Genomic DNA, 26,645 nt, shown 5'->3' on the forward strand with positions numbered 1-26,645 from the left:
TTGGCGATCGTCACTGCTGTCCCCTTTGGCTATATACTGAATAAGAATTAACTATTTAATGATCTTAATAAAATTGCAGGCCTGTTTAATTAACACTATTTCTTCATTAGTAATAACATGGCTTTTCATTTCCAGGAACGCTGTCACTTCACCGTGTTGACTGGTATTAATGTAATAACCAAAAGTAACACCATTTCCGAGCAGCTCAGCGTTGCCTGGGTCGATAGCATAAACTGTAAATTTCGTTTTTTTAACACCCTGACCAAAATGGCTAAGCTCGCGTGGCGTATCAATAATGGTTCCCTTTTCTGAATCATGATAATACAGTGATGTAATATCACCCGGTTGCTGATGATTGTCGATATTCCATTGCCCGGCATGATTATTACCTACTGGCGTGGCGGGATAGATTAACTGACACATCGGACGACCCGCTCGGTTAGATAATTTAAAGTCCATACCAAACTGGTAATCTCCCTCATGATGTTCGTGCCGGGTAATAAGTTTGTATTCTATTTCAAATGTACCAATAGTTTCTGTTGGCATAACCTTTCCTCTTTGATGGTGTAAGTAAAAATCAGTGAATCTGCTGGGTTTCTCATCATCTCATGAGAAATATTATTTCCCCTGATGCGAAAAAATCTTACAGAGCATCTCATCGCTTTTCAGCTTCAATAAGGATTCATGGAGTTCACTGCAAATATAGTTCAAATATTCATGTTCCTGGGTGGCGGGCAACGTCCTCAGTAAATCCCAGTTAATCACAATGGGTTGCAACATCGGCGTAAAATCTAAAGCTGCTTTGCAGCCAGGCAATCCATCTGCCTCCAGCAGCGCTTCTGGTTCAATGTCGAAGAAAGTGAGCAACTTGTTCAATGTTCTTCGGGAAACGGGTTTACCGAGTTCAGCACGCTTGAGCGTTGCAATTGAAATATAACACTTGCTATTCAAACTCAACTCTGAAAGTTTTTCCTGACTTAATTTTTTTTTAGTCTTAATCGCCTTAGCACTAACGCATTAATTTTGACCCCATTTTGTGACATTTATTTATCCTCATCATTATTATTGTGTGCAGTAAAAAAACAAAAAAAGAAGGGCGTGCATTACAAATATGCACGCCCTTTTTATTAGCTCAGTACGCCCTGAAGAGCGCCCTGGCCTGCTTTTTTCAGCACGCTCAGTACCGAGTCCCAAAAGGCTGGATTAACGCCAGACATTTTAGCTTCAGCAATACGATTAGAACGATCAACGCTTTGTGCTTGAGTTGGAAGTTTCATTTTAATATCCTTTATATATTTACAGAGTAGTGGTTTATCCACCTGGTTTATTGCCATCGGCTGATGGCAAACTTTAAATTAATTAATAGGCATACCAGCTACGTAATGTGCCAATGGTGACTGGCATAAGATCGCTGACATCAATAGTGTAACGATATAGCTTACGTGCCTTTGTCAAACGTTCTTTAGGGTTAAAGAACTCAAGAACGACATCCCAGCAATCAGATTCTGGCCTGCTAACCGGGCTGACCACCGCGCTAATTTGATTCAGGAAGAGATCTTCATTAAAGGCATCATCAAAAATCTCACGCATTTGATAGGCATTCGTTGCCGCGTAGTTAATTGCACGTTCGTGCGAGGAATAACCCCGATTACGCAGCTCGTAATAAATACGGTTAATGAAGTTCAACAACTCATCTGCCCTCGGCGTGCCTACGGCATCATCACCCATAATCAGCTTTGTCAGATCGCGTGATTTCCAGTTGAACATACCCCGCAGAACCGGGGTTACGGTAGGAACATGCTGCCCGTTAAACAGCCTGGTTTCGCCGGAGACAATCCCTGCGACGGACACTCGCTCCACGCCCTTGGTTTCCTGATCGTGAAGAAACTCAACAATGCGCGCATATTCCAGCACCGAGAACTGAGAATCGGGCTTAATCGCATAGACCGGAATACCGTCAACTTTTAGCGTCCAAATCAGCGCATCCGACTGCTCAATATTGTCATTTTCAGTTAAATGGGTCGCCATTTGGGTGGGATCAAAAGGATGCCCCTTTTGGTTACCCATCACCTGCGTGAAGTAGTCGAGCCGGGCCTCGGTGCCAAAGTCATAGCCAAGCGTGCCAATCAGGAAAACTTTTTCCTGGTGCCGAACGCTGCGAGCATCTGCACTGGACTGAGGAACGACACTCTTGACCGGGGCATGAACATAATTATGTGCCGCTGAATCAGTAATCTGAGGTAAAGATAAGCTGACGTTCTGCGGTGCATCCGCCAGCCCAGCGCTAACAATCTCTGCTGACTCAATAAATGGCAGTGCAATTTCGGTTTGAAGGCTGCTGACAATGTCGGCCGCCGGAGTGATATTATTTTCTTCGGTTGACATAATAGGTATCCTGTTGTGTTTAGGTGAAATTAATTCACGCGCGAGATGCTGTAATAAAGATGCAATATTCAGGCGGTGTAATTTAAAGAACGGTTTTTCGGATGCGGCAGGCTGAAGCGTTGTTGCCGAATCAAAAAGCATATTCTTAATTATCTCCGCCGCTTGTTGCTTTCCATGCAGTGAAAGTGCATTGAAAAGTAACGCTGCTATTCCCGTTATCACTGGTGCGGCAAAACTACTCCCGGAAACAAAAGAAAAGTGGTTATTTGAAATAGCAGCAGGAATATCTACACCCGATGCCAGTATCATTTTTTTACGCAATAACCAGCCGTAATTATTGAATGCTGAAGGCATACCGTTGCTATCGCACGCACCGACGGCTAACACCGACTCAAGCGCTGCCGGTAGGGACTCTTGTTCAACGCCTTCATTCCCCACCGCAGCCACAATCAAAATACCTTCTTGCTGGCAGGCTTCTACAGCCTGGCGGAGCTGATCGCTACCGCGACCGTTTACGGACAATGACGCCCCGCTGATGTTAACGATCTGGCATCCCTGCCGCTTCGCTTCATTTATCGCTTTGGCAAGGGTGAGTTCGGAGCAACCCTTTAAATTTCCCTGATGGTCTTCATGAAAAACCGGAATATTGATGATGTGGCACTTTTCCGCAAAACCTACACCACGCCCTGAAATAATGCTGCAAACGGCCGTTCCGTGCCCCATATTATCTGCTTTATAATTTTCATCGCTATCAATTATTAAATGACTAAGCAATTCATGGCGGGTATCGATAACGCTGTCAATCACCGCAACTTTTATCTTTTCACCCTGCAAGCCGAGCTGTTTTAGATAATCAAGATGATTAATTGCAGAGCGGTTATTTTTATTATCGAAAGATAGCTTCATATTAATACCTCAAATAAATCCCCGGCGTCTTGAAATGAATATAAACGCATTAAATTTATTTGTTGGTATCAGTTTGGTATCAGTTTAAAACGGTCTTTTGATGTGAAATATATTATGTATTAATAAAGAGAAGGGAGAATATATTAAATAACGCCAGCAATATATATATAAAAAAACCCGCTGTTTAACAAGCGGGTTTATCTGGTTAATATTTGCTGAAAAGCCCTACCCCAGCACCGTGACCGCATCCTGCAGGCGGGTGGCGCGGTGCTTCACCATCGCCGAGACCTGCGCGCTCTCTTCTACCAGCGCAGCGTTTTTCTGCGTGATGGCGTTCAGCTCGGCCACCGCGCGAGTGATGTCCGCCAGACCATCGGCCTGCTCTGACGTGGCGTGACTTATCTGCCCCAGAAGCTGAGTCACGTTCTGCACCTGAGCCACAATATCCTGCATGGTGCGCCCCGCCTCATGCACCTGCACCGTGCCGGACTGTACCTTGCTGGCGCTGGCGTCAATCAGCTTACGGATATCGTTGGCCGCGCTGGCGCTGCGCTGTGCCAGATTACGTACTTCCCCGGCCACCACGGCAAACCCTTTGCCCTGCTCACCGGCCCGAGCCGCCTCTACCGCCGCGTTAAGTGCCAGAATATTGGTCTGGAAAGCGATGTCGTTAATCAGGCTGGTGATAGAGCCGATGCGCTGGGTGCTGTCGGCAATGTCGTCCATGGTGGTGACCACGGTTTCCATCGCCTGACCGCCCTGTGCCGCCGCGTCGCTGGCGGAGCTGGAAAGTTTGTCTGCCGCCGAGGCGGTTTCCGAATTGGTCTGCACCGACGCCGCCATCTGGTTCATGGTCGCCACCGTTTGCTGCACGTTAACCACCGTCTGGCGAGTACGTTCATTCAGATCGTCATTCCCTTTGGCCATTGCCTCGCTGCCGCTGCGCACGTTCGCCACCTGGCTACTGACGTCGTTGATAAGCCAGCGGCACATCAGCCCAAGCTGGCCGATGGAGCGCAGGATCACCCCGATTTCATCGCTGCGCTGAAGGTGCTTCACGCGGTGGCTGTTGCCGGTGGCCACTTCCAGCGCCTGGCGAGCCACGTTTTCCAGCGGACGAGCAATTTGCCACTCCAGTAATACACAAGCTAAGGCGGTAAACGCCGCGATAGCTAACATTTGCAGCGGGCTTTGCCCGAGGGCAAACGCCGAGGCCAACAGCAGAACGAACAAACCGCTCATTAACCCGCGAATACGCCAGCGCAACGACAGGGTTGGCAGCTTGCCGAATACCCCTTTACGCAGCACCAGCCCTTTATAAACGGTCTTGTTGCTGCGGCCTTCATTCAGCGCCTTGTAGAGCGGCTCAGCGGCGGCAACCTCTTCCGCCGTAGCTTTGGTACGGATAGACATGTAGCCCGTGGTTTTACCGTGACGCACCACCGGCACCGCGTTGGCGCGAACCCAGTAATGATCGCCGTTTTTACGGCGGTTCTTCACGATGCCGGTCCACGGCTCGCCCTGCTGTAGGGTAAACCACATATCAGCAAAGGCCGCTTTGGGCATGTCGGGGTGCCGCACGAGGTTGTGCGCGGCGCCGCTTAGCTCATGGAGCGAATAGCCACTGACCTGCACGAAGGTGTCGTTCGCGTGCGTAATGTAACTTTTCAGATCGGTGGTGGACATCAGGGTCGTATCGTCATCAAGCGCGTACTCACGCTGGGTGACCGGCACATGGGCGGACATAGCAACTCCCTTTGAGAGGTTATCCAGATGTTAATTCTTTGGTGGTATGCATGTTATTTCGGCGTAGCGAAATTTTACTTTAGTTAAAAAATTTGATATTGATCACAGTTCTAAGTATTAGCCACATAATTTATGAGACTAGTTTAAGCGTTGCATTTCACATAGTTTCAATAGGTTATTACTTTTCACTTCGCTTTATTGCCGCCTCATCTGAGTGCTGCAGTTTTCGCCAGCGCTTATTGCGCGGCGCACTACACTTACAGAGGGAATTTTTACCCCCGCAAGGAAAACACGAGGATAAAGAATGCTAAAAAGGAAAAAGAAAGTCAGACCGATCAAGGTCAGTGACGTCACCATCATTGACGATGCGCGTCTGAAAAAAGCCATCACTGCCGCTTCACTGGGCAACGCGATGGAATGGTTTGATTTCGGTGTTTACGGTTTTGTTGCTTACGCTCTGGGTAAAGTCTTCTTCCCGGACGCCAGCCCTAGCGTGCAGATGATTGCCGCCCTGGGGACCTTCTCTGTTCCTTTCCTGATTCGCCCGCTAGGTGGACTGTTCTTCGGGATGCTAGGGGATAAATACGGTCGTCAGAAAATCCTGGCTATCACCATTGTCATCATGTCGCTCAGTACGTTTGCCATCGGGCTTATCCCGTCCTACGCCACTATCGGCATCTGGGCACCTATCCTGCTGCTGTTGGCAAAAATGGCCCAGGGCTTCTCGGTCGGCGGGGAATATACCGGCGCGTCTATTTTCGTGGCCGAGTACTCTCCCGACCGTAAACGCGGCTTTATGGGCAGCTGGCTGGACTTCGGTTCGATTGCCGGGTTCGTCTGCGGCGCGGGCGTGGTTGTGCTGATTACCGCTATCGTTGGCGAAGAAAACTTCCTCGACTGGGGCTGGCGTATTCCGTTCTTCCTCGCGCTGCCGTTAGGTATTATCGGGCTTTATCTGCGCCATGCGCTGGAAGAGACCCCGGCATTCCAGCAGCACGTTGAGAAAATGGAGCAAGGCGATCGCGAAGGCCTGGCCGAAGGGCCGAAAGTCTCGTTCAAAGAGATTGCCACTAAGCACTGGCGCAGTCTGCTGGTCTGTATTGGTCTGGTGATTTCAACCAACGTGACCTATTACATGCTGCTGACCTACATGCCGAGCTATCTGTCCCACAACCTGCATTACTCGGAAGAGCACGGGGTGCTGATCATCATCGCCATTATGGTGGGGATGCTGTTCGTGCAGCCTATGATCGGCCTGCTGAGCGACCGTTTTGGTCGTCGCCCGTTTGTCTTCCTCGGCAGTATTGGCCTGTTCGCGTTCGCTATCCCGGCCTTTATGCTGATTAACAGCGGCGCCATTGGGCTGATTTTTGCCGGATTGCTGGTGCTGGCGGTGGTGCTGAACTTCTTTATTGGGGTGATGGCCTCGACCTTACCGGCGATGTTCCCGACCCACATCCGCTACAGCGCCCTGGCGAGCGCCTTTAACATTTCGGTGCTGATTGCCGGCCTGACACCAACGCTTGCCGCATGGCTGGTCGAAAGTACGCAAAATCTGATGATGCCGGCTTACTACCTGATGGTGGTGGCGATTATCGGCTTGATTACCGCGATCACCATGAAAGAGACCGCCAATAAGCCGCTGAAAGGCGCGACGCCTGCGGCGTCTGATATTGCCGAAGCGCGTGAAATCGTGCAGGAGCATCACGACAATATCGAGCAGAAAATTGAGGACCTGGATAAGGAAATCGAAACGCTGCAGGCGAAACGTGCTCTGCTGGTGGATCAGCATCCGAGGATTAACGAGTAGTTTTTCCCCTCACCCTGCCCCTCTCCCCGTGCGGGAGAGGGGATGAATAGAGAAGCCCTCACCAGCGCGTGGGGGCTTTTTTTGCTCTTATTCCAGTTCTGCCTCTTCGTGGAAAATATCCACGATAATGCAGCGGCAGATGAGATTTCGTTCACTTCCAGTTCTGTTTTATCTGCCGCTACCGAGCATGTGAACGTCTCGGCTGGTATTACGCTATGCCCCTCACCCCGGCCCTCTCCCCAGAGGGGCGAGGGAGAAAACAAGTTACGGGGAACGTGGTTTATCCGCTCTCCCTTTTAGGGTTAGGGTGAGGGTAAAAACCAGAAGCGACGCTGCGGTTAGAGTCAGTGCTGAACATAAAGCGAGGCACGGTTCCGGCTTAAATCGCCTGCGTTTTCTCTCCGACTGGCCAGGGTCCGGCCGTCGGGAACGGCCGGAGGCTGAGAGCGTCGGGAACGCATCTCAGCCGACCCAGGACTGGGAGATAAAACGGAGGTCTGCCGCTTCAGCGGTCGATTTATTTGGCCGGGAGTCCGGGGTCTCGGGGGAGTGACGGTGACTCCCCTAAGACGTTCACCGGTACAGTAGCCACAGATAAAACAGAACTGGAAGTGAACGGAAACTTAGCTACCTCTACATAATCGAGAGCATTTCTAGAAACGGAGTAATCCTTCCAGAAGGCGAATCCGCTCCCAGTTTTTCATCACTTTATCGCATTTGATATATCGTATATTTATATGCAAAGCGCAATTTTGACTTTGTGAATTGAGATAACTCACCTAACGTAAATACACAGAGAAAAGTCGATAAAAAACACAATTACAGGGTACACACATGCAAAAAAAAGTTCTGCCATTACTGCTACTGGCTGCGCTGTCTGCGGCTTCCCACGCTGCAACGCCACCGGATACCCTGGTGGTTGCTCAAGGGCTGGATGACATCGTCAGCCTTGATCCGGCTGAAGCCAACGAACTCTCAAGTATTCAGACCGTACCAAGCCTTTATCAGCGTCTGGTGCAGGCAGACCGCACGGACCCGGCCAAAGTCGTGCCGATTCTGGCGGCAAGCTGGCAGGGCGATGCGGCCAATAAGAAGCTGACCATCAAGCTGCGCCCGGATGCTAAATTTGCCTCCGGCAACCCGCTGCGCCCGGAGGACGTGATCTTCTCCTACACCCGCGCGGTCACCCTGAACAAATCCCCGGCCTTTATCCTGAACGTACTGGGCTGGCAGCCGGACAACATCGCCAGCCAGCTGAAGAAAGTAGATGACCACACGCTGGAAGTGCACTGGACCGCGGACGTCAGCCCGGCGGTTGCGCTGAATATTCTTTCCACGCCTATCGCCTCTATCGTGGATGAAAAAGCGGTTGAACCGAACGTGAAATCAGGCGACTTCGGCAACGAATGGCTGAAAATGCACTCTGCCGGCAGCGGTCCGTTCAAAATGCGCGTTTATCAGCCGCATCAGGCTATCGTGCTGGATGCCAACCCGACTTCTCCGGGCGACGCGCCAAAAGTGAAGAACATCATCATTAAAAACGTGCCCGATCCGGCCGCTCGCCGCCTGCTGATTCAGCAGGGTGACGCCGATATCGCCCGCGATTTAGGGTCTGACCAGACCAGCGCGCTGGAAGGCAAGCCTGGCGTGAAGGTGCTGAGCATTCCTTCAGCCGAGCAGAACTATCTGGTGTTTAACGTCGGCAACAACGCCAACCCGCTGCTGAAAAACCCGGCGCTGTGGGAAGCTGCCCGCTACCTGGTGGATTACCAGGGCATCACCAAAGATTTGCTGAAGGGTCAGTACTTCGTTCACCAGAGCTTCCTGCCGGTCGGCTTCGCGGGCGCGCTGGAAAACACTCCGTTCAAATTTGACCCGGCGAAAGCGAAAGAAATTCTGGCGAAAGCGGGTATCAAAGACGCGCATTTCTCGCTGGATGTGGAAAACAAACCGCCGTTTATCACCATCGCTCAGTCAATGCAGGCAAGCTTTGCCCAGGGCGGCGTGAAGGTTGATCTGCTGCCAGCCGCCGGAAGCCAGGTATATGCCCGCGTGCGCGCGAAACAGCATCAGGCTGCGATTCGCCTGTGGATCCCGGATTACTTCGACGCCCACTCCAACGCCAGTGCTTTCGCCTTTAACGACGGTAAAGCGAGCACCGTGGCCGGGCTGAACGGTTGGCAGATCCCGGAGCTGAACAAACAAACGCTGGCTGCCGTGGCGGAGGCCGACCCGGCCAAGCGCAAAGATCTCTATACCAAACTGCAGGAAGAGCTGCAGCGCAGTTCCCCGTATGTGTTTATTGACCAGGGTAAAACTCAGGTTGTGGTGCGCGATAACATCAAAGGCTACCAGCAGGGCCTGAATGCGGATATGGTGTATTACGATAACGTCACGAAATAACTGAACGGCCCCTCGCCCCGCCCTTTCCGTCGTGAAAGAGGCCGGTCGAGGGGTCCATCACCATTAGCGCATAAAAGAGTTACCCATGTCCGAAGTCTCGCCTTCGTCGCATCGTCTGCGGCGTCCGCTGTTCACCCTGCTTCAGGGAATATTTACGCTTGCTCTGACCCTTATTGGCCTGCTGCTGATTACCTTTGCTTTATCCGCGCTTTCCCCGGTGGACAGAGTGCTGCAAATCGTCGGCGACCACGCCAGCCAGTCAACGTACGATCAGGTGCGTCACCAGCTCGGGCTGGATCAGTCGCTGCCCGTGCAGTTCTGGCATTATCTGGTCAATCTCGCCCACGGCGATTTAGGTATAGCCAGCTCAACCGGCCAGCCGGTGCTGCATGACTTGCTTTCGACTTTCCCCGCCACCCTGGAACTCGCCACCCTGGCGCTGATCGTCGGCAGCGTACTTGGGGTACTTTTTGGGGTACTTTGCGCCCGGTTCGCCGGTTCGCCGCTGGATCTCGTGGTGCGCACTTTTACCCTGCTTGGCAATTCGGTGCCTATTTTCTGGCTGGGTCTGCTGATGCTGGCGCTCTTTTATGCACGCCTGCAGTGGAGCGCCGGGCCTGGGAGGCTGGACGATATTTACCAGTACAGCGTCGAGGCCAAAACGGGCTTCGTGCTGATCGACACCTGGCTTTCCGGCGATAAAGGCGCGTTTCTCAACGCCATTAACCATCTGATTTTGCCGGTATTGCTGTTGGCCTATTATTCTCTCGCCAGCATCACCCGACTGACCCGCACGGCCTGCCTGAGCGAAATGAACAAAGAGTACATCACGCTCGCCCGCGCGAAGGGCGCAGGCGACATGGCGATTCTGCTGCGCCATGTGTTGCCCAACATTCGCGGCACGCTGTTCACCGTGATCGCTCTGGCTTACACCAGCATGCTTGAAGGTGCGGTGCTGACGGAAACCGTCTTCTCCTGGCCGGGTATTGGCCGCTATCTCACCACCGCGCTTTTTGCCGGGGATACCACCGCCATCATGGGCGGGACGCTGCTGATTGGCGTGTCGTTTGTGCTGATCAATAACCTGACCGACATTCTGGTGCGCGCCACCGACCCGAGGATCCGCTGATGCCGTCTTCTCTTTTTCTGCGACGCATGCTGCGCTCCCCGGCGGCCCTTAGCGGCCTGATTATCATAGCCGGGCTGGTGCTTATCGCGCTGTTTGCACCGTGGCTGGCTCCGTTCGATCCCAACTGGCAGGATGCCGCCGCGCGCCTGCAGGCCCCCAACGCCCAACATCTGTTGGGCACCGACAGCTATGGCCGCGATCTGCTTTCTCGTCTGCTTTACGGCACTCGCCCGGCGCTGGGCCTGGTGCTGCTGGTGACCGTCATTACCCTGCCGGTTGGGCTGCTAATTGGCATTCTGTCCGGCTATTACGGCGGCTGGCTGGAGCGTATCCTGATGCGCTTTACCGATGTAGTCATGTCGATGCCGCGCCTGATCCTCGCCTTTGCCTTTGTGGCGATGCTCGGCCCTGGGCTGGTTAACGGTGCCCTGGCGCTGGCGTTGACCACCTGGCCCGCCTATGCCCGCCAGGCAAGAAGTGAAATACAGCGCCTGCGCCATAGCGATTATCTTGCCGCGGCAGAAATGATGGGCATCAAAGGCTTGCGGCTGCTGGTCGGCCATATTCTGCCGCTGTGCCTGCCTTCCGCCATCGTGCGCCTGGCGCTGGATCTGGCCGGGATTATTCTTGCCGCCGCCGGTTTGGGTTTCCTCGGCTTAGGCGCCCGCCCGCCGATGTCCGAATGGGGCGCGATGATTGCCGACGGGATGCAGGTCATTTTCGACCAATGGTGGATTGCCGCCATTCCGGGCACCGCCATTCTGCTGAGCAGCCTGGCGTTTAACCTGCTGGGCGATGGCCTGCGAGACGTGCTGGAGCCGCAACATGACTAACAGAATTACCGTTTCCGGACTGAATATCGACTACCCCGGCAGCCGGGTGGTCAGCAATCTCTCCTTCGCGCTGGGTAATGAACGCCTGGCGCTGGTCGGGGAATCCGGTTCAGGAAAATCCATGACGGCCCGCGCGCTGATGGGCCTGGTGCGTAAACCGGGCAAAGTGAGCGCGGAGCAGCTCAGCGTGATGGGGCACAACCTGCTCGACATGAATGCCCGGAACTGGAACCAGCTGCGCGGCAGTGACATCGCCATGGTGCTGCAGGACCCGCGCTATGCGCTGAACCCGGTCAAAAGCGTGCAGCAGCAAATTGACGAAGCGCTACGCTTGCACCAGAAGCTGTCCACGGCCGAACGCCGCGATCGCTGCCGCGAACTGATGCAATCCGTTGGCTTACCGGATGCGGTTCTGATGCGTTACCCCGGCGAACTGTCCGGCGGCATGGGCCAGCGCGTGATGATCGCCATTGCGCTCGCCAATAATCCCAAAGTGCTGATCGCTGACGAACCTACGTCGGCGCTCGACGCCCGCCTGCGCAACCAAATCCTTGAGCTGCTGGTGGCGCAGTGCGAACAGCGGCAAATGGCGCTGCTGCTGATAAGCCACGATCTGCCGCTGGTGGCTGAACACTGCCACCGCGTACTGGTGATGTACCAGGGCCAAAAAGTTGATGAAATGGCCGCAGCCGAGCTGTCACAGGCCACGCATCCTTACACGCGAACGCTCTGGACCTGCCGTCCAAATGCCGATACCTACGGGCAAATGCTGCCGACGCTGAACCGCAGCGAATTCCAGCCAGGAGAAACCTATGGCGATCGTTAAGGTTGATAATCTAAGCGTGCAGTTTGCCGCCAAAGGTGGGATCAAAACCGCCGTCGCCGGGGCCAGTTTCGCCCTTGAACAGGGCGAAACATTTAGCCTGATTGGCGCTTCTGGCTGCGGGAAATCCACCATCCTGCGCGTGCTGGCCGGGCTACAGCGTGACTGGAAGGGAGATGTGGAGCTGATGGGCAACCGCATTACGGCAGGGAAACGCTTCCAGGGCGCGCTGCGTCGCGAAGTGCAGATGGTGTTTCAGGATCCGTATGCCTCGCTGCACCCCAACCACACGATTTGGCGCACGCTGGCCGAGCCGCTGAAAATCCACGGTGAAAGCGAGATTGAGGCCCGAGTGGCGGAAGCATTAGAGCAGGTCGGCCTGCCGTCCGAGGCGGCAAAACGCTACCCGCACCAGCTTTCCGGCGGCCAGCGCCAGCGGGTGGCAATTGCCCGTGCGCTGCTGCTGCGTCCCAAAATTCTGCTGCTCGACGAGCCCACTTCCGCGCTGGATATGTCGGTTCAGGCGGAGATCCTCAACCTGCTCAACCGCCTGAAGCAGCTGCACGGCATGACCTATCTGCTGGTCAGCCACGATGCCGACGTGATTGCGCATATGTCCGACCGGGCGGCGTTTATGGCCAACGGGGTGATTGAGCGCAGCTTCGATCGCGCTGCGCTGGTCAACGGGGAACACCGAATGGCACACGCGTAAGGCATTACTCCAGCGTCACCATTTCTTCGTCAGACAAGGCCAGAATACAGCGATTGCGGCCGGTGTTTTTGCCGTAATACATGGCTTTGTCTGCCCGACCAATGGCGCTGTGCAGGGAGTCATCCGCGCTGACGAGAGTAAGACCCCCGGTCGCCGTCACGCGGATAGTCTGGTCATCTACGCTGACCGGGTGGCTGGCTAAGTGTTGACAAATACGCTGCCCGGCCTGCGCCGCCTGTTCCCGGCTGGTCGCTTCCAGCAGCATAATAAACTCCTCGCCGCCAAAGCGATAAATACGCTCTTCGTTCCGTGTCGCCTCTTTCAGAATAGCGGCAACGTTGCGCAACACATCATCTCCGGCGTTATGCCCCCAGGTGTCATTGATCGTTTTAAACCGGTCAATATCCATGATCAGCAAATAAAGGTTGCGCTCCGCACGCGCGCAGCGAGCACGAATCAGCGGAAATTCCTGATACATTAAATGCCGCAGCGGCAGGCCGGTTAAAGCATCGTACAAATTACGGTAGGAAAAGAGATACTCTTTATATTGGTCAATGCTGGCAATAAATTTCTGTTGCGCTTCATTGTAATGATTCAGTGATTCTTCGCTAACCTGCCTGGCGAGAATAGATAACATTAATGCCCGGGCGGCATCATGCATCGCAGTATGGTGCTTATCAATCAGCAGAATCAGCTCCTGATCCAGGCTTACGCCCTGCAAACGCTGGCCAAGCCAGCGGCTGAAACGGCAGTGCTGGTGGGAATGGGGATCGTTAATTTCTTTATCTGGCTCACCGCCCAGCAGGTTGAGGCGCAGGCATTTATTTGCCCAGTTATAATGATCGCGGATGGCAATATTCAGCTCTGATAAAGAGCTGTCAATATCCTTTATATTGATAGTCACGCTATGTTCGCCTTGTATTTATCGGGTCAATGAATATCCACCACCTGAAGATAACGAATATCTCTGATTAATTTTCACGACGAACTATAACTTAAACAAATCATAAATAGATAACGGATATTGAAAACTTTACGATTAGAGAAATTTATTTCCGCAGGTATTTCGCAATAAATAAGCATCCATTAACAATTAAGAAAAATTAAACAATAACATACGAAGCTTTTATTTCCTTTCTGCGCCATCGGGAAACATATCGCCCCAAAACGGTGCGTATCTCTTCTCTGGAAGGTAATGTTCACTTGTTCGGCCTTCAGCATTAAAACACGCAAAATGTCATCTATTGTGATTAATTATTGCACAGATGCAGTCCTGCGGGCGTTTATCCCGATTTCACTTACGGGGCGCTACCTGGCGCAATCCCTGCAATACTTATTTCGTGTATCGCGTGATACGCCACACCCAGGAGCACATTTTGAACAGGTTACCTTCCAGCGCCTCGGCCCTTGCCTGTACGGCGCACGCACTGAACATTATCGAAAAGAAGTCACTTAGCCATGAGGAGATGAAGGCGCTAAACCGGGAGGTTATTGATAGCTTCCAGCAGCATGTTAATCCGGGTTTTCTTGAGTACCGCAAGTCCGTTACCGCCGGCGGGGATTACGGAGCCGTAGAGTGGCAAGCGAGTAGCCTGAATACGCTTGTCGACACCCAGGGCAAAGAGTACATCGATTGCCTGGGTGGGTTCGGCATCTTTAACGTGGGGCACCGTAATCCAGTCGTTGTTTCCGCCGTTCAGCATCAGCTTGAAAAGCAGCCCCTGCACAGCCAGGAACTGCTTGACCCTCTAAGGGCGATGCTTGCCAAAACGCTTGCCACACTGACGCCGGGTAAACTCAAATACAGCTTCTTTAGCAACAGCGGTACCGAATCCGTGGAAGCCGCGATAAAACTGGCTAAAGCGTACCAGTCGCCGCGAGGAAAATTTACCTTTATCGCCACCAGCGGCGCATTCCACGGCAAATCTCTGGGTGCGCTTTCCGCCACGGCGAAATCCACGTTCCGCAAACCATTTATGCCGCTGCTGCCGGGCTTCCGCCACGTACCCTTTGGCAATATTGAGGCATTACGTACGCAGTTCAGCGAATGTCGCAAAACGGGTGATGACGTAGCCGCCCTGATCCTGGAACCTATTCAGGGCGAAGGCGGGGTGATCCTGCCGCCGCCTGGCTACCTGCCTGCGGTGCGCCAGCTTTGTGACGAATTCGGCGTGCTGCTGATTCTGGATGAAGTGCAAACCGGGATGGGCCGCACCGGCAAGATGTTTGCCTGCGAACACGAAAACGTGCAGCCGGATATTCTCTGCCTTGCCAAAGCGCTGGGCGGCGGCGTGATGCCGATTGGCGCCACGGTTGCGACGGAAGAGGTGTTTTCCGTGCTGTTTGCTAACCCGTTCCTGCACACCACCACGTTCGGCGGCAACCCGCTAGCCTGCGCTGCTGCGCTGGCGACTATTCACTACCTGCTGGAAGAGAATCTGCCTGCTCAGGCGGCCCAGAAGGGGCAACTGTTGCTGGATGGCTTCCGGGCGCTGGCCCGTGAGTTCCCGGACCTGGTTGTTGAGGCGCGTGGCCTGGGTCTGTTAATGGCGATTGAGTTCCGCGATAACGACATCGGCTACGAGTTTGCCAGCCAGATGTTCCGCCAGCAGGTGCTGGTGGCCGGGACGCTGAATAATGCCAAAACCATTCGGGTCGAACCGCCGCTGACGCTGACCATTGAGCAGTGCGAGCATGTGCTTGAGTGCGCGAAACGCGCGCTTTACAGGCTAAGGGTAACGCAGGATGAGGCGGCAGAGGCGCAGGAAAGCTGATTGACCCTCACCCCAACCCTCTCCCTAAAAGGGAGAGGGTGTTTTCGGTGTCTGCAGCCCCTTGTTTTGTCCCCTCGCCCCTTTGGGAAGAGGGCCAGGGTGAGGGGCAAGCCTACGGCAACAGCCCAATAAAGCTCTGCTTCTTACGCGGCTCAGACATCATCTCATCCAGCTTCTCAACGCAGGCGAGATAGTGCGGGGTCTTCTTGTGCGCCAGCACCGCGGCTTCATCCTGATAAGCCTCGTAGATATAAAATCGCGTTGAAACCTCCGGGTCCTGCAGCACATCAAAGCGTAAGTTGCCGGGCTCTTTGATGGCGCCTTCGTGATTCGCCCGAAACACGTCCAGAAACTCGTCGACGCGTTCAGGCTTAATGTTGATCTCCACCAGCGTGACGTTCATGCCTTACCTCCCTGGTGTTTGGCTTCCAGCCAGAACTGATAAGCCTCGCGGGCTGACACATTCTCGTGCACCACCTTCTTCACCGCCTGCAGCATCGCCAGTGGCGCTTCAGACTGGAAGATGTTGCGCCCCATATCCACACCGGATGCGCCCTGGTCTATCGCCTTAAAGCACATCTCCAGCGCCTCCTGCTCGGGCAGTTTTTTTCCTCCGGCGATAACGATCGGCACCGGGCAGCTGGCGGCGACTTTCTCAAAACCTTCCTCAACGAAGTAGGTTTTTACAAACTGTGCCCCAAGCTCAGCGGCAATGCGGCTAGACAGCGAGAAGTAGCGCGCGTCACGGGCCATCTCTTTGCCCACGCCGGTAACCGCCAGCGTAGGAATGCCGTAGCGCGTTCCCTCGTCCACCAGCTTGATGATGTTGTTGATCGACTGGTGTTCATACTCGCTGCCGATATAAATCTGCGCGGCCACCGCACAGGCGTTGAGGCGCAAAGCATCCTCCATCGTCACGGCGACGCTTTCACGTGAGAGTTCGCTGAGGATCGAATTACCGCCGGAGGCGCGCAGTACCACGGGCTTGTTGGTCGCCGGCGGGACGACGCTGCGCAGAATGCCACGAGTGCACATCAGCACGTCAGTTTCAGGGAACAGCGGCGCGATAGAAAGGTCAATGCGTTCCAGCCCGGTAGTCGGCCCCTGAAAATAACCGTGGTCGAAAGCCAACATCACGGTGCGCCCGGTGCCGGGGTTAAAAATCCTCGCCAGCCGCGACTGCATGCCCCAGTCCAGCGCCCCGCTTCCTTTCAGGTAAAACGCCCGGTTTTCCTGCGGCTGGCCAATACCGAAGTCTTTTCCATCTTTAATATCATCCAGATCTGCCATCAAGTTCTCTCCCGGATCCATCAGTGAATAAGAGATAGTGTTCAAAAACTTAGTCAGGGATCGCCCATCGCAACCGTGCAGCGATCACAAAACATCCAAATAGATCGCCCAGATCTTCCGCGATGGATAAGAGTTTATTTATTGAACGAGCGACGGAAGAGGTCTGTGAATGAGTTATCTACTTGCACTGGACGCCGGAACGGGCAGTATCCGCGCCGTGATCTTCGATACTTCTGGCCAGCAAATAGCCGTTGGCCAGGCAGAATGGAAGCATCTAAGCGTAGCCGACGTGCCGGGATCGATGGAGTTCGATCTCACCGTTAACTGGCAGCTCGCCTGTCGCTGCATCCGCGAGGCCCTGCACAAGGCTAACCTCTCCTCTTCGGCGATTAGCGCCGTTGCCTGCTGTTCTATGCGGGAAGGGATTGTGCTGTACGATCGCCACGGCGAGCCTATCTGGGCCTGCGCAAACGTGGATGCTCGCGCCAGCCGCGAAGTCAGCGAGCTGAAAGAGATCCACGACTTCCAGTTTGAGTCCGAAGTGTACCAGGTTTCAGGCCAGACGCTGGCGCTGAGCGCCATGCCGCGCCTGCTTTGGCTGGCGCACCATCGCCCGGATATCTACCGCAAAGCCGCCACCATCACCATGATCAGCGACTGGCTGGCGGCCAAACTCTCCGGTGAACTGGCAGTTGACCCGTCTAACGCCGGTACGACCGGGATGTTGGATCTATCGACCCGCGACTGGCGGCCTGCTCTGCTGGATATGGCGGGATTACGTGCCGACATTCTTTCTCCCGTCAAAGAAACCGGCAGCGTGCTGGGCGGCATAACTTCGCAGGCAGCCGAAGAAAGCGGGTTGCTAAAAGGCACGCCGGTGGTAATGGGCGGCGGCGACGTCCAGCTTGGCTGCCTGGGACTGGGTATCGTCAGGGCCGGGCAGACGGCGGTGCTGGGCGGCACATTCTGGCAGCAGGTGGTAAATCTGCCGGCCATCAAAACCGACCCCGACATGAACATCCGCATTAACCCACACGTCATCCACAATATGGTGCAGGCGGAGTCCATTAGCTTCTTCACCGGCCTGACGATGCGCTGGTTCCGGGACGCCTTCTGCGCGGAAGAAAAGCTGCTGGCCGACCGCCTCGGCGTGGATACCTATGCGCTGATGGAAGAGATGGCGGGCCGCGTGCCCGCGGGATCCTACGGAGTGATGCCCATTTTTTCTGATGCCATGCATTTCAAGCAGTGGTATCACGCCGCGCCGTCGTTCATTAACCTTTCCATTGACCCCGAGAAGTGCAACAAAGCGACGTTGTTCCGCGCCTTAGAGGAGAACGCGGCGATTGTCTCCGCCTGTAACCTGGAGCAAATTTCCGGCTTTTCTGGCGTGAAGTTCGACTCGCTCGTCTTCGCCGGGGGAGGTTCAAAAGGCGCGCTGTGGAGCCAAATCCTGAGCGATGTCACCGGCCTGCCGGTGCGCGTGCCGGTGGTCAAAGAGGCCACAGCGCTGGGCTGCGCCATCGCCGCTGGCGTAGGCGCCGGGCTTTTCGATTCGCTGGCCAATACCGGCGAGCGTCTGGTGCAGTGGCAGCGGGAGTTCACGCCAAACCCGGCGCACCGCGAGCTTTACGACGAGATGAAGCGCAAGTGGCAAAAAGTGTATGCCGACCAGTTAACGCTGGTGGACCACGGCCTGACGACGTCGATGTGGCAGGCGCCAGGGCTTGCGCCGAGGGTGGCAGGGTAACTTCCCCCCTCTCCCCCGGCCCTCTCCCCAGAGGGGCGAGGGGGAAAACAAACAACGCAGAATAATTTCATCCCCCTCACCCCAGAGGGACGAGGGGGAAACAAACAACGCAGAATAATTTCATCCCCTCACCCCAGAGGGACGAGGGGGAAACAAACAGCGTAGGATATTTTTATCCCCTCTCCCTTCCAGGGAGAGGGTTAGGGTGAGGGTAAAAAAGCCACTTTGTATCACACTGTATCTGCAACACCGGCAGATACGCCGCCATGCAAAAAAGGCGGTTTGAAAAACACACCGCCTACAATCTCGTGATGTGATAACCGAACATTTTCTAATGGCTTTGGAGAAAACATCATGTTCAACAAACTGACCCTGTCTGCGCTGATTGCCCCTCTTTCTCTCTCGGTCGTCTTCGCCTGCCAGGCGGAAGCCGCGGGCTTTGATGCCGGACAAATAAAACAGATTAACGCGGGCGTGCTGAACGTCGGCTATGTCGATCTCGGCCCAAAAGACGGGCAGCCGGTAATTCTGCTGCACGGCTGGCCCTACGACATCAACAGCTTTGATACGGTAGCGCCTGAGCTGGCAAAACAGGGTTACCGGGTTATCGTGCCAAATCTACGCGGCTTTGGCAGCACCCGGTTCCTTTCCCCTTCCACGCCCCGCAACGGTGAACCTGCGGCGCTGGCTCAGGATACCGTTGCGCTAATGGATGCGTTGCATATCAAACAGGCCATTTTCGCTGGCTACGACTGGGGCGCACGTACGGCGGATATCGTGGCGGCGCTGCACCCTGAACGGGTGAAAGCGCTGGTGTCGGTCAGCGGCTATCTGATTAGCAGCCAGGAAGCAGGGAAAAAACCGCTGCCGCCGCAGGCCGAGCTGCAGTGGTGGTATCAATTTTATTTCGCCACTCCACGCGGCGCGGCAGGCTATGAGAAAAACACCCATGACTTCGCCAGACTGATCTGGCAGCAGGCTTCGCCGGGCTGGAAGTTCAGCGATGAAACCTTTAACACCAGCGCCAAATCGCTGGATAACCCGGACCATGTCGCTATTACGCTCAGCAATTATCGCTGGCGCCAGGGGCTGGAAAACGGCGAGCAGAAGTACGCGGCTGATGAGAAAAAGCTGGCTGCGCTGCCGAATATCACCGTGCCAACCATCACCATTGAAGGCGACAACAATGGCGCACCACATCCTGCACCGGCGGCCTATGCGGCGAAATTTACCGGCAAATATGAACACCGAACCTTCAGTGGAAACATCGGCCATAACCCACCGCAAGAAGCGCCAGAGGCGTTTGTGAAGGCAGTGGTAGATGCCGGTAAGTTGTAGTAAAAAAAAGAAAAACATAGCCGTTCACTATCGGGCGGCTATGCTAGTTTTAGCCTTCACTTTTAGCGCCGGGAGCCCCAAGTGGAACATATCGATCATATTCTCGTGGTGGACGACGACCGCGACATTCGCGAGCTCATCGTCAGCTATCTGGAAAAATCCGGCTACCGGGCCAGCGGCGCGGCCAACGGCAAAGAGATGCGTTCCGTTCTGGATAAGCAGCACGTCGATTTAGTCGTGCTGGACGTGATGATGCCCGGCGACGACGGGCTGACGCTCTGCCGCCAGCTGCGCAGCGATAAGCACAAAGATCTGCCTATTTTAATGCTGACCGCCAGAAATGAAGACAGTGACCGGATCCTCGGCCTCGAAATGGGCGCGGACGACTACGTGGTAAAACCTTTTGTCGCCCGCGAACTGCTGGCGCGGATCAAGGCGATCCTTCGTCGCTTCCGCGCGCTCCCGCCCAATCTGCAGGTGACCGAAGCGGGCAGGATCATCGCTTTTGGCGAGTGGCAGCTTGATACTTCGGCCCGGCATCTGATTGATTTACAAGGTACGATCGTCGCCCTGAGCGGGGCGGAATATCGCCTGCTGCGCGTGTTTTTGGATCATCCACAGCGGGTGCTGACGCGCGATCAGCTGCTGAACCTGACGCAGGGCCGCGACGCCGAGCTGTTTGAGCGCTCGATCGATTTACTGGTCAGCCGCGTTCGCCAGCGGCTGAACGAAGATGCCCGCACACCGGCCTATATCAAAACCGTACGTAGCGAAGGCTATGTGCTTTCCGTTCCCGTGACGATCGTCGAGGCGCGAGAATGAGGCTTTGGCCGAGAACTCTGCTGTCCCGGCTGTTTCTTATCGTTCTTGTCGGCCTGCTGCTGGCTAACGGCCTGACTCTGGCGCTAACCACACTCGAGAGAATGAACAGCGCCCGCAGCGTGATGCTGGATAACCTGCAAAACAACGTTGCCACCAGCGTCGCGATCCTCGACAAGCTACCGGCCAATGAGCGCCCGGCCTGGCTGGACCGGCTCGCCCGGGAAAATTACCACTACATTCTTGGGCCCGGTACGCCGGGTAAACCGCCTGCCGACGACCGTTCAAAAGATGCCATTGCTTCCCTGAAAGAGGCGCTGGGCGAGCATTACCAGCTCGATTTCACCGCCATTCCCGGTATGCGCTCCCATATTCAGGCGCATTTGACGCTGGCCGACGGCTCGCCGCTGACCATCGACCTTACGCCGCGTATGCCGCCGATTGAAACCTGGCTGCCGGTGGTGATTGCCATTCAGCTTGTCCTGCTGGCGCTTTGCGCGTGGTTGGCCGTACGCCAGGTGGTGCTGCCGTTTACCCGTTTTACCCGCGCCGTTGAAGCGCTGGAACCCGCCAGCCCGACGCCCGTGGATATGCAGGAAAGCGGCCCGGTTGAGGTAGAGCACGCGGCCAAAGCGTTTAACGCGATGCAGGCCAGAATTCAGGGGCACCTGAAAGAGCGCACGCAAATTCTGGCCTCCATTTCACATGACTTACAGACGCCGATTACCCGCATGAAGCTGCGCCTGGAAATGAGCGACGAGCCGGAGCTGCGCGACAAACTAATGCAGGATCTGGACAACATGACGCATCTCGTCCGCGAGGGTATCGCCTATGCAAGGTCGTCGGAAAGCCTGGAAGAGGCTCCCCAGCGGATTGAATTGAGGGCGTTTGTGGACAGTATCACCTGCGATTATCAGGACGTCGGCAAAGCGGTGACGTTTGCCGCGCCGGAAGTGTCACTCCCGCTTTCGACCCGCCCCCAGGCGCTGCGCCGTATTCTGACCAACCTGCTGGATAATGCGCTGAAGTTCGGCACCGCCGCTGAAGTCAGCCTGACGGCGGGAGCCAGCCAGGTCGCGCTGGCAGTGTGCGATAACGGGCCGGGGATCCCCGAGGAGGAGCTGGACGCCGTGTTGCAGCCTTTTTACCGCGTGGAAAGTTCCAGAAATCGCGACACCGGCGGCACCGGGCTTGGGCTGGCGATAGCCGCCCAGCTTGTCGGCCAGTTAGGGGGGAAATTAACGCTCTCCAATCGGCCACAGGGCGGTTTGCAGGCCAGCATCACGCTGCCTGTAGCCTGATTGTATCGCTCTGTATGCCGCCGAGTCGCCGACAAACAAACTGACAATCAGGACGGTTTCCCCACACATCACGAACACATCAGGCGGGTTAAATACCCCGAAATCATCCTGTAACCGTGAGGTGTGTTATGCCCGTTCTGATTGCCTTTCTTGGCGGTATGCTCAGTTTATTAAGCCCCTGTACGTTGCCCGTTATTCCTCTGCTTTTCGCTGCATTTCGCGGCAAAAAAAACCAAATCATCGCCCTGCTTGCCGGCATGGTGGCCATGTTCACCGCCGTGGCTTTGCTGGTCGGCGCCGCCGGGGAGTGGATCGTGCGCGCCACGCTGGCTGGCCGCTGGGTAGCGCTGGCGATGCTGGCGCTTGCCGCGCTCACGCTCATCTTCCCCGCGCTTGCCGAACGACTGATGCGCCCGGCGGTGCAGATGGGGAATGCCATCAACAACCAAAGCTACCGCGCACGCGGCACGCTGTCGGCTTTTCTGGCCGGACTGGCGGTGGGGCTGCTTTGGTCACCCTGCGCGGGGCCAATTCTGGGGGCTATTCTCGGCATTGGGTTGTCCGGCTCTTCGGCAGTCACCACCGGTCTGCTGCTGGCGGCCTATGGCAGCGGCTGCGCGCTGATGCTGGCGCTGCTGTGGTTCTGCGGTCACCGCCTGCTGGCTCGCCTGCGTGAGAAAATGGCGCTGATGGCGCAGCTGCGTCGAGCGGCTGGCGTGGCTATGCTTGCCACGGTGGCGTTTATCGCCTCTGGCACCACGGCGGTGCTGCAAAACGCCAACGGTTTCGGCGCGAAGCTGGAGCAGCGCCTGCTGGCCTTCTCCCCCACCACCGCGCCGGCACCGAAGCTGCAGCCGGTAGTGGATACAGCGCCGACCAGCGCGATGCCGCCGCTTTCCGGGGGAACCGCATGGATCAATAGCCCGCCGCTGACGCCAGAGGCGCTGAAGGGCAAAGTCGTGCTGATTGATTTTTGGACCTTCGATTGCATTAACTGCCAGCATGCGCTGCCGCACGTCCGGGAATGGGCCAACAAGTATAAAGATCAGGGCCTGGTGGTGATTGGCGTACATACGCCCGAGTATCCGTGGGAGAAAGATCTCGCGTCGGTGAAAAAGGCGGTAGGCAAGTGGCAGCTGCCGTACCCGGTCGTCACCGACAATAACTACCAGATCTGGAACGCCTTCGGAAACCAGTACTGGCCCGCGCATTACTACTTCGACGCTCGCGGGCAGCTGCGCAATGTCTCTTTCGGCGAGGGGAATTACGCGCAGCAGGAGCAGGTTATTCAGAAGCTGCTGAAGGAGGCTCGCGCCTGATTTTGCTTTCGGGGAGGCGGGAATATGACTCTCATCACATTCACCGCACTCCCCTTTTCCCTTTTGCCCCGCGACGGCTAAATTAGAACTCATCCGACCACATAACAATAATGTTACAAATTGGGATTTATTATGAGCTACTCGTCGCTGCTTGCCCCGCTGGATCTTGGCTTCACCACTTTGAAAAACCGCGTGCTGATGGGCTCGATGCACACCGGGCTGGAGGAGCTGCCGGACGGCGCTGAACGCCTTGCCGCTTTCTATGCCGAGCGCGCCCGGCACGGCGTGGCGCTGATTGTCACCGGCGGGATCGCCCCTTCGGCCTCCGGCGTGACCGTTGCCCACGGCGCGGTGCTGAACGACAAAAGCCAGCTGGCGCATCACCAGATTGTGACCGGGGCGGTGCACCGCGAAGGCGGCAAGATTGCCCTGCAGATCCTGCACACCGGGCGCTACAGCTACCAGCCTAAGCTGGTCGCTCCGTCGGCCATTCAGGCGCCGATCAACCCGTTTAAACCCCACGAGCTGAGCCACGAAGAAGTGTTAGCGCTGATTGAGGACTTTGCCCACTGCGCCAGCCTGGCGCGTGAAGCCGGGTATGACGGCGTGGAGATCATGGGCTCGGAAGGCTACCTGATTAACCAGTTTTTGGCCGCCCGCACCAACCAGCGCGACGACGAATGGGGCGGGGACTACGAGCGCAGAATGCGTTTTGCCGTTGAAGTTGTGCGTACCGTAAGAGAACGCGTTGGCAAAGAATTTATTATTATTTACCGCCTGTCGCTGCTCGACCTCGTCGAAGGCGGCGGCAACTTTGAGCAGGCCGTCACCCTTGCCAAAGCGATAGAAAAAGCGGGTGCGACGCTGATTAATACCGGCATCGGCTGGCACGAAGCCCGTATTCCTACCATCGCGACCTCCGTGCCGCGCGGCGCGTTTAGCTGGGTCACCAAAAAACTGAAAGGCCACGTCGCGCTGCCGCTGGTGACCACCAACCGAATCAACACCCCGGAAACCGCCGAGCAGATCCTGGCCGACGGCGATGCGGATATGGTGTCGATGGCGCGCCCTTTCCTGGCTGACGCCGAGTTTGTTTCTAAGGCCGCTGCGAATCGCGCCGATGAAATCAATACCTGCATCGGCTGTAACCAGGCCTGTCTGGATCAGATCTTCGTGGGTAAAGTCACCTCTTGCCTCGTCAACCCGCGCGCCTGCCATGAAACCAAAATGCCGGTTGTACCCGCTGAGCAGCCAAAGCGCCTTGCGGTGGTAGGCGCTGGCCCCGCCGGACTGGCCTTTGCGGTCAACGCCGCCGGGCGCGGCCATTGCGTCACGCTGTTTGACGCTGCGGCGGAGATCGGCGGGCAGTTTAATATCGCCAAACAGATCCCTGGCAAAGAGGAGTTTTTCGAAACGCTGCGCTACTACCGCCGAAAACTGGCCCTCACCGGCGTGGACGTTCGCCTGAATCAGTACGTTACCTCTGAGATGCTGCACGACTACGACGAGGTTATTCTGGCCTGCGGGATTGCGCCGCGCCTGCCGGAGATTGACGGCATCGGGCATCCGAAGGTGCTGAGCTATGTCGATGTGCTGCGCGACAAAGCCCCTGTGGGCAAACGCGTGGCGGTGATTGGCGCGGGCGGCATTGGGTTTGATACTTCGATGTACCTGAGCCAGGAAGGGGCATCCACCAGCCAGAGCATCGCCGAGTTCTGCGTGGAATGGGGGATTGATACCAGCCTGCAAACGTCAGGCGGCCTGCGCCCGGAAGGGCCACATCTGCACAAAAGCCCGCGCAGTATCTTCCTGCTGCAGCGTAAAACCAGCAAACCGGGGGAAGGCCTGGGCAAAACGACGGGTTGGATCCACCGCACTACGCTTGCCGCGCGAGGCGTGAAAATGATGGCTGGCGTGAGCTACGAGCGTATTGACGATGCCGGGCTGCACATTACCGTGGGCGGGGAGCCGCAGCTGCTGGAAGTGGATAACGTGATTATTTGTGCCGGGCAGAACCCACGCCGCGAACTGGCCGAACCATTACAGACTATGGGTAAAACCGTGCATTTAATTGGCGGGGCCGATGTGGCAATGGAGCTGGATGCCCGGCGCGCAATTGCGCAGGGCACCCGTTTAGCGCTGGAGATTTAGCGGCGACGGCCTAACTTCACCGCTTTCAGCACCACGAACTTGTTGTTCGTTGCCACCGTGGTGCAGTTGCCGAAGATCTTCTTCAGCTTGCGGAAGTAGTCGAGGTGGCGGTTGGCCACAATGTACAGCTCGCCGTTGATTTTCAGGCAGCGGCGAGCGTGGTGGAACATTTCCCACGCGATCTGATCCGTCAGGGCATGCTGCTGGTGGAACGGCGGGTTGCACAATACGGCGTTAAAGCGGAAAGGCTCCACGCCGGACAGCGCGTTGTTAATCATAAATTCGCAGCGGTCGATATCGCCCGGCAGGTTGGTTTCAACGTTAAGGCGCGCGGAGGCCACCGCCATCGGCGATTCATCCACAAACACCACCTGCGCCAGCGGATTTTTCTCCAGCAGGGTCAGGCCAATCACGCCGTTACCGCAGCCGAGATCGACAATCTCGCCTTCCAGATCCGACGGCAAACTTTCAAGGAAGAAACGCGCGCCGATGTCCAGCCCGGTGCGGGAGAAGACGTTGGCGTGGTTGTGAATCGTCCAGTCGGTACCTTCCAGCTTCCAGCTCAGCGTTTCCGGCACATCTGCCAGCTCCGGCTGAGTGAAAGTCGGGTTAATCAGACGCGCTTTTTTCCACGCCAGCGTGGTGGTGGTTGGCCCTAAAATCTTTTCAAACAGCTCCAGCGTCGAGTTGTGAATATCCCGCGCTTTTGCACCCGCAATGATGCGGGTTTCCGGCGTCACGACTTTACGCAGCGCACGCAGCTGCTGCTCAAGCAGGGCCAGCGTTTTAGGAATTTTAATCAGCACCAGTCCCGGCGCCTGCGGGTAAGCCGCGGTGCTGTCGAGGAAGGTGACGCTGTTTTCCGGGATGTCGTTCTCGCGCAGGTTTTCCCGCGTGGCCAGCTCGCTTAAGTACGAGTCGCCAATGCTGTATGGCTTATGCTCGGCCAGCACGCAGGCCAGCGCACCGAAGGTATCGTTAAAAACAAGAACGGGGCCGACTGGCTCAAGTTCGTCTACCTGCTGCAACAGGTAGTCATCTGCCGCTTCCCACGCCTGCAGCGGGTTTACGTCGTCCGTTTCCGGAAAACGCTTCAGCGTCAGTGAACGAAAACCGTTGTCTAATTGGCTCATCGGCCCTCCTGGATGGTAAAGTT

22 protein-coding genes are annotated in these 26,645 nt (G+C 55.9%); 13 read left to right on the forward strand and 9 right to left on the reverse strand.

Annotation, left to right across the window (positions count from 1 at the left end):
- Positions 1 to 51 precede the first annotated feature (51 nt).
- The 5 genes from F3J29_RS14455 to F3J29_RS14475 form a co-directional block, all read right to left on the reverse strand.
- Positions 52 to 546, reverse strand: a complete 495-nt coding sequence (locus F3J29_RS14455; RefSeq protein WP_166867082.1) for a hypothetical protein — start codon at positions 544 to 546, stop codon at positions 52 to 54.
- Positions 547 to 618: 72 nt separating this feature from the next.
- Entirely contained in the window at positions 619 to 957 is a 339-nt protein-coding gene (locus F3J29_RS14460; protein WP_286175393.1) for a hypothetical protein, read from the reverse strand.
- Between the two features lie 170 nt (positions 958 to 1,127).
- Complete coding sequence (locus F3J29_RS14465) at positions 1,128 to 1,277, reverse strand: hypothetical protein (RefSeq protein WP_166867083.1); 150 nt, start codon at positions 1,275 to 1,277, stop codon at positions 1,128 to 1,130.
- Between the two features lie 82 nt (positions 1,278 to 1,359).
- Complete coding sequence (locus tag F3J29_RS14470) at positions 1,360 to 3,291, reverse strand: PatA/PatG family cyanobactin maturation protease (RefSeq protein WP_166867085.1); 1,932 nt, start codon at positions 3,289 to 3,291, stop codon at positions 1,360 to 1,362.
- A gap of 225 nt (positions 3,292 to 3,516) precedes the next feature.
- Positions 3,517 to 5,037 (reverse strand): methyl-accepting chemotaxis protein, encoded by a 1,521-nt coding sequence (locus tag F3J29_RS14475; protein WP_166867086.1) that lies wholly within the window; start codon positions 5,035 to 5,037, stop codon positions 3,517 to 3,519.
- 304 nt (positions 5,038 to 5,341) lie between these two features.
- Between F3J29_RS14475 and proP the strand changes: the two genes are divergently transcribed.
- The 6 genes from proP to F3J29_RS14505 all read left to right on the forward strand — a co-directional run bounded on the left by proP (position 5,342) and on the right by F3J29_RS14505 (position 12,747).
- Positions 5,342 to 6,847 (forward strand): glycine betaine/L-proline transporter ProP, encoded by a 1,506-nt coding sequence (gene proP, locus F3J29_RS14480; protein WP_008460508.1) that lies wholly within the window; start codon positions 5,342 to 5,344, stop codon positions 6,845 to 6,847.
- A gap of 834 nt (positions 6,848 to 7,681) precedes the next feature.
- Entirely contained in the window at positions 7,682 to 9,250 is a 1,569-nt protein-coding gene (locus tag F3J29_RS14485; RefSeq protein ID WP_166867088.1) for an ABC transporter substrate-binding protein, read from the forward strand.
- A gap of 85 nt (positions 9,251 to 9,335) precedes the next feature.
- A complete protein-coding gene (locus tag F3J29_RS14490) occupies positions 9,336 to 10,379 on the forward strand; it encodes an ABC transporter permease (protein WP_166867090.1) in 1,044 nt (347 codons plus the stop codon).
- Positions 10,379 to 11,212, forward strand: a complete 834-nt coding sequence (locus tag F3J29_RS14495; RefSeq protein WP_039299943.1) for an ABC transporter permease — start codon at positions 10,379 to 10,381, stop codon at positions 11,210 to 11,212. Before F3J29_RS14490 ends, F3J29_RS14495 begins: the two co-directional genes overlap by 1 nt.
- Complete coding sequence (locus F3J29_RS14500) at positions 11,205 to 12,038, forward strand: ABC transporter ATP-binding protein (protein WP_166867092.1); 834 nt, start codon at positions 11,205 to 11,207, stop codon at positions 12,036 to 12,038. The genes F3J29_RS14495 and F3J29_RS14500 overlap by 8 nt, the downstream gene beginning before the upstream one ends.
- Positions 12,025 to 12,747: an ABC transporter ATP-binding protein gene (locus F3J29_RS14505; RefSeq protein ID WP_166867094.1), complete on the forward strand. Its 723-nt coding sequence runs from the start codon at positions 12,025 to 12,027 to the stop codon at positions 12,745 to 12,747. The genes F3J29_RS14500 and F3J29_RS14505 overlap by 14 nt, the downstream gene beginning before the upstream one ends.
- A 4-nt stretch (positions 12,748 to 12,751) precedes the next feature.
- On the opposite strand, the gene F3J29_RS14510 is transcribed toward F3J29_RS14505, so the two are convergent.
- Positions 12,752 to 13,651 (reverse strand): diguanylate cyclase, encoded by a 900-nt coding sequence (locus F3J29_RS14510; RefSeq protein ID WP_166867095.1) that lies wholly within the window; start codon positions 13,649 to 13,651, stop codon positions 12,752 to 12,754.
- A 472-nt stretch (positions 13,652 to 14,123) separates the two neighbouring features.
- Between F3J29_RS14510 and ygjG the strand changes: the two genes are divergently transcribed.
- A complete protein-coding gene (gene ygjG, locus F3J29_RS14515; protein WP_205246787.1) occupies positions 14,124 to 15,521 on the forward strand; it encodes a putrescine aminotransferase in 1,398 nt (465 codons plus the stop codon).
- A 112-nt stretch (positions 15,522 to 15,633) separates the two neighbouring features.
- Here ygjG and lsrG read toward each other — a convergent pair whose 3' ends face one another.
- Together lsrG and lsrF are read right to left on the reverse strand one after the other, a co-directional pair.
- Positions 15,634 to 15,924 (reverse strand): (4S)-4-hydroxy-5-phosphonooxypentane-2,3-dione isomerase, encoded by a 291-nt coding sequence (lsrG, locus tag F3J29_RS14520; RefSeq protein WP_008460496.1) that lies wholly within the window; start codon positions 15,922 to 15,924, stop codon positions 15,634 to 15,636.
- A complete protein-coding gene (lsrF, locus tag F3J29_RS14525) occupies positions 15,921 to 16,811 on the reverse strand; it encodes a 3-hydroxy-5-phosphonooxypentane-2,4-dione thiolase (RefSeq protein ID WP_166867097.1) in 891 nt (296 codons plus the stop codon). Before lsrF ends, lsrG begins: the two co-directional genes overlap by 4 nt.
- Positions 16,812 to 16,980: 169 nt before the next feature.
- Between lsrF and lsrK the strand changes: the two genes are divergently transcribed.
- The 6 genes from lsrK to F3J29_RS14555 all read left to right on the forward strand — a co-directional run bounded on the left by lsrK (position 16,981) and on the right by F3J29_RS14555 (position 25,489).
- Entirely contained in the window at positions 16,981 to 18,561 is a 1,581-nt protein-coding gene (gene lsrK / locus F3J29_RS14530) for an autoinducer-2 kinase (protein WP_166867099.1), read from the forward strand.
- A gap of 354 nt (positions 18,562 to 18,915) precedes the next feature.
- Positions 18,916 to 19,899: an alpha/beta fold hydrolase gene (locus F3J29_RS14535; RefSeq protein ID WP_008460493.1), complete on the forward strand. Its 984-nt coding sequence runs from the start codon at positions 18,916 to 18,918 to the stop codon at positions 19,897 to 19,899.
- An 81-nt stretch (positions 19,900 to 19,980) separates the two neighbouring features.
- On the forward strand, positions 19,981 to 20,721 hold the full coding sequence (locus tag F3J29_RS14540; RefSeq protein WP_008460492.1) for a response regulator: 741 nt from the start codon (positions 19,981 to 19,983) through the stop codon (positions 20,719 to 20,721).
- Positions 20,718 to 22,019 carry a sensor histidine kinase gene (locus tag F3J29_RS14545; RefSeq protein ID WP_166867101.1) on the forward strand — a complete coding sequence of 434 codons (1,302 nt, stop codon included), beginning with the start codon at positions 20,718 to 20,720 and terminating at the stop codon, positions 22,017 to 22,019. Before F3J29_RS14540 ends, F3J29_RS14545 begins: the two co-directional genes overlap by 4 nt.
- A 128-nt stretch (positions 22,020 to 22,147) precedes the next feature.
- Positions 22,148 to 23,338, forward strand: a complete 1,191-nt coding sequence (locus F3J29_RS14550; protein WP_166867103.1) for a cytochrome c biogenesis protein DipZ — start codon at positions 22,148 to 22,150, stop codon at positions 23,336 to 23,338.
- A 132-nt stretch (positions 23,339 to 23,470) separates the two neighbouring features.
- The gene (locus F3J29_RS14555; protein WP_166867105.1) at positions 23,471 to 25,489 is read left to right on the forward strand and encodes an NADPH-dependent 2,4-dienoyl-CoA reductase; all 2,019 of its coding nucleotides are present in this window, start codon (positions 23,471 to 23,473) and stop codon (positions 25,487 to 25,489) included.
- On the opposite strand, the gene rlmG is transcribed toward F3J29_RS14555, so the two are convergent.
- Positions 25,486 to 26,622 carry a 23S rRNA (guanine(1835)-N(2))-methyltransferase RlmG gene (gene rlmG / locus F3J29_RS14560; protein ID WP_166867106.1) on the reverse strand — a complete coding sequence of 379 codons (1,137 nt, stop codon included), beginning with the start codon at positions 26,620 to 26,622 and terminating at the stop codon, positions 25,486 to 25,488. The two genes, F3J29_RS14555 and rlmG, sit on opposite strands and share 4 nt — an antisense overlap.
- Between the last annotated feature and the right edge of the window lie 23 nt (positions 26,623 to 26,645).

This window comes from Enterobacter sp. Cy-643 (genome assembly GCF_011752815.1).
Taxonomy (GTDB): Bacteria; Pseudomonadota; Gammaproteobacteria; order Enterobacterales; family Enterobacteriaceae; genus Cedecea.